Source organism: Blautia sp. ZXY-1-C6 (assembly GCF_056339875.1).
Genome location: NZ_JBWJVQ010000188.1, coordinates 1 through 4,407, shown reverse-complemented (window position 1 = coordinate 4,407; position 4,407 = coordinate 1). Strand labels below are relative to the sequence as shown.

Genomic DNA, 4,407 nt, shown 5'->3' with positions numbered 1-4,407 from the left:
CTATAAGATTCCATGCCTGACCCAATGTCAGGCACAAGTAATGAACTATCGGCATTTATTTCAATCCACAAAGCCGCTTGATAGTATCTTCGTCATTGGCATACTTGAACATCACATCATCCTTAAAGATGGAACTGTCACTATCGCTAAGTTTATACCGTGTCTTCATCATCAACATCGCTTATCTCATAGATTGTCTCATACTCATCAAATGAAATACTATAATAATGACTGATTACGTCTCTATAGTGAGAAATGCCGATATATTTACAAAGTCTTATAAATCCAATATTTCAGAAAGTCAAAAATCGGCATTTCTAAAATATCGGCATAATATTCCAACGACCTTCGCTGACTTTTAAGATATCTTTTACGTCATCGTCTAAGAGGTCTGTAGTTACTGCATACATCCCATCATATAAGGCTTCCTGTTCGATCTTTTCTGTGTCCAGATAATTGTGGATCTTTGCAGTTTCTCCATCTTCAGTTGCTGCGACTTTCCCTATGAATCGAGCAGGATCATTCGGATTCCTACGTTCCTTCTTTATCGTACCGGTGCTGAGCATTTTTTCAGCACGTTCTATCTGGGCATCTCAAACGGATTTCTGATATCTTGCATACTGTGGTTTTAAAGAAGTTTGTTTATTTGCATTTCCCTTATTGTTAATATAGCTTTTGGCAATATAAAAGGATTCCGAATTTTTTGATTTTGATGTAGTTACTTTCATGGAAAATCCCTCTACACACTTCTGAAAATAATGCTATATAATACTATAAAATAAAGCAAAAAATTTGACATAAAAAAGCAGGTACCATAAGGACTGCAAGCATTTTTTCTTATATTCAACTGTCAAACTCCCGTGTTCACTGACAATGTCGGATTCTGATTTTTTTCTGACAGTTTTTTGCGATTTTCTAAGAAATATGATATAATATAACATTATATAATGTTTGCATATGGAAGGAGTCATCAATGAGTTTGGATAAAAAATCACAGTTACCATTATATGCTCAGTTAATGAAAGAGATAAAAGATCAGATTCGAAAGGGAACATATAAGGAGGGAGATCAGATTCCCACAGAAGGAGAATTATCCGCTGCCTATCAGGTCAGCAGGATTACAGTGCGCAGAACAATTGAAGAGTTATGCTCTCAGGGATTTCTTGTAAAAAGACAGGGAAAAGGAACTTTTGTGGAAATACCCAAAATATATCGTAAAATAGAAAATGATAACAACATGAGTTTTTCTGAAGCGTGTCGTTCAAATGGAAGAAAGCCGTCTTCACATATCATTTCCTGTCATATTATGGAAATGCAGGAATGGCAGCAGGATTTTTTTAAACCTGAACATACTAAGATATATCACATAGAACGAATTTTGTCAGCCGATAACTTGCCGATTATTTATGAACATATTTATATTCCAACCGATTTTCTTCCAGATTTTCAGGTGGAAAAGCTGGAAAATGGATCTCTTACACGTCTTCTCAATAAAGAATATCATATGAAAGAATCTGAAAAAGCGAGAAGTACAGTAGAAGTCAGTACAGTTTCTCAACCAGTGGCAGGATACCTTAGAATGAATGAAGGAGAACCTGTTATGATTCTGGCAAGCTATATTAATAATGAAAAAGAAGAACCTTTATATATCAGTTATGAAATTATTGCTGGTTCACGTTACAAAATTTCCATATAGACAACGAAAATGTAATATTAATAGATGGTGAAGAACCGTTTAAACACGAAAGGTTATATTGAATAAAAAGAAGGATTTCAAATCTTGTTTTCAGCACAGAAATATACTCTGAAAATGAGAAACGGAAATCCTTTTTTTGTGTGTTATAGACAAAAAAATAAAGAATAAAATATCAAGAATTCACAAAGTTATGATTTGCCCAAAAGATCATATTGTATTATGACGTTATATGATGATATAATACAAACCAAGAAAGGAGGACGTGATAAATGAAAAAAAGATTTTCAAAAGTGATTATTGCAAAACATCTTTTTGACGGTATAAATGAGAAAGATTACGAAGGATATCTGTGTTTAAGTGGAAATCATATTGTCGAAAAAAAAGCAGGAAAACCTGAAAAAGATATTTTGAATCAGGCACAGGAAGTTCTTAATTTCAGGGATGAACTGGTTATGCCGGGAATTACAGATACTCATACATTTTTTACCGGATATGCAATTTATCATGTAGGAGCAGATTTTTCGAAAGTGACAGATAATGAAGAGGGATGCTGTATTCTGAGAAAATATGAGCAGAAGAGACATCCGGAGGGAGCATTACTGGGGCATGGATGGAATCCGGAGATGTGGGACAGGCAGAACGGAGAAGAAATGCTGGAAGAGAAATTTCCAAATAAAGCGGTGATCATTTTTTCGGCAGATCGTTCCTGTTGTATTATGAATCAGAAAGCCAGAAATATTTATCAGTTTTCGGCAGAAACATGTTATCCGGAAAGCTATTACCGCATCATGAGAGAATATCTGAATGACCGGGAATTTATTAAAAAGGAATTTTCAGATTATATGAAAATGATGAATTCCAGAGGGGTAACTACTGTAAAGGAAATGGGATTTGATGACTTCTATGGATTTACAGATTATCTTAAAGAACTGGAAGATTCTGAAGATCTTAATCTGAGAACCTTCTTTATGTCACAGCCTGTAGGTGAAGGAATGAATCTTGTTTATGCCCGCAGAATGAGAGAGCAGTTTACAGGAAATAAGATTCGTTTCAGTGGTTTTAACCGGATGACTGATGGTACGATTGCTTCTTATAAGGGTGATTTAAAAGAGCCATATGAAAATCAGGATTTCTGCTGTAAAGATCCGGTTCCATATGAAGAAATTGAAAAAGACGTTCTGGCAGCAGATGCAGAAGATTTCAGATGGTCTTTACATGCACAGGGAGATGGTGCAGTAGGAAAAATTACAGAAATTTATCAGAAATGCAAGAAGGTTCAGGGAAAGCTGAAAAACAGACATGCAATTACAGATATGGAGTTTACAGATCCAAAGGATTTGGAAATCCTTGGTCGGATTGGGGTAACAGCAGAATTATATTTTCAGATTATGTCACTGGATCCGGCAGATGTGCTGATTAATAATATTAAACAGACGATAGGTACAGAGCGTGGAAAATATTACTGGAACCGCCGTAAAATGCAAGACAGTGGAATGAATTTAAGTGGTGCCACAGATTTACCGTTACTGCTTACCAGTATACCGGAATCTATCTATTATTCCTGTGGAGGATACATGGATGGACGTGCTGAAGCATTTCAATCAGAAAATGCTCTTACTGTACCGGAACTTCTGAAAGCATGGACAATCGGTGGACAGAAAAATCTGGGTATGGAAGAAGTGCTTGGAACGTTAGAAGAAGGGAAACTGGCAGATATTACTGTGTTTGACAGAAATTTACTTGAAATTAATCCGGTAGATGCCAGGGATGCAAGGGTTGTAATGACAATCATGGACGGAAGAACCGTTTTTACAGAAAATAGTCAGACAGAAAAAAACTGATCTGACAGAAAACAATAAGAAAAGGGGAAGGTAAAATGGAAGAAAAGAAAAAATTCAAACTTCATATGCCACATGTGCTCACATTGATTTTTTTCCTGATAATTGTAGTGGCAATACTTACATGGATTCTTCCAAGTGGTGAGTTTGAACGAAAGGTAATGGAAACTTCTGCAGGAGAAAGAAGTGTAGCAGTAGCAGGAACTTATCATTCGGTAGATAAAGTTCTTGAAGATGGAACAAATTTAAGACAGGGAATTGCTCAGGTACTTATGGCACCTGGAAAAGGAATTCAACAGATGGTAGAGGTTCTTGCATTTGTCTTTATTATCGGCGGTGTATTTCAGATTATGGCCAAGACTAATGCACTGAATATGGGAATTCAGAAGATTGTGAAAAAACTTGGAGCAAAAGAAATTCTGATCATACCGATTCTAATGGTTCTTTTTGGATTGGGTGGAAGTACCTTTGGAATGTCAGATGAGTTGATTCCATTTTATTTATTGATCATGCCAATTATGTTTGCAATGGGATATGATTCCATGACTACTTTTATGACAGTCTGCTTATCTGCAACAGTTGGTTATGCTGCATCTACAGTAAATCCATTTTGTGTATTGATTGCACAGGGCATTGCCGGGATTCAGGGAAATCCACAGCTGGTATTTAGAATGCTCCAGTTTGTGATTATGATGGCTTTGGTTATTGCTTTTGTAACCTGGAGAGCATTTAAGATTAAGAAAAATCCTGAAAAGTCTATTACGTATCAGGATGATTTGCTCAAGAAAAAAGAAATGAATACGGATATTGATTTTAATCAGGAAATGACAATTCGTCAGAAGCTGGTGCTCCTCACTTTTGTAATCGGAATTA

At 35.9% G+C, this 4,407-nt stretch carries 2 protein-coding genes and 2 pseudogenes; 3 read left to right on the top strand and 1 reads right to left on the bottom strand.

Translation table 11 applies throughout. The features are described from left to right. Positions 1-320: 320 nt before the first annotated feature. A pseudogene (locus AC075J_RS10580) lies at positions 321-626 on the bottom strand (IS1634 family transposase); the annotation flags it as partial. 347 nt (positions 627-973) lie between these two features. Between AC075J_RS10580 and AC075J_RS10575 the strand changes: the two are divergent. The 3 genes and pseudogenes from AC075J_RS10575 to AC075J_RS10565 all read left to right on the top strand — a co-directional run. Beyond that, on the top strand, positions 974-1,696 hold the full coding sequence (locus tag AC075J_RS10575; protein WP_055058817.1) for a GntR family transcriptional regulator: 723 nt from the start codon (positions 974-976) through the stop codon (positions 1,694-1,696). A 269-nt stretch (positions 1,697-1,965) separates the two neighbouring features. Continuing rightward, positions 1,966-3,537: an amidohydrolase family protein gene (locus tag AC075J_RS10570; protein WP_476390311.1), complete on the top strand. Its 1,572-nt coding sequence runs from the start codon at positions 1,966-1,968 to the stop codon at positions 3,535-3,537. A 35-nt stretch (positions 3,538-3,572) separates the two neighbouring features. After that, a pseudogene (locus AC075J_RS10565) lies at positions 3,573-4,407 on the top strand (YfcC family protein); the annotation flags it as partial.

Coding starts and splice junctions, on each gene's coding strand:
- AC075J_RS10575 (WP_055058817.1), top strand. CDS start 974: ATGAGTTTGGATAAAAAATCACAGTTACCATTATATGCTCAGTTAATG.
- AC075J_RS10570 (WP_476390311.1), top strand. CDS start 1,966: ATGAAAAAAAGATTTTCAAAAGTGATTATTGCAAAACATCTTTTTGAC.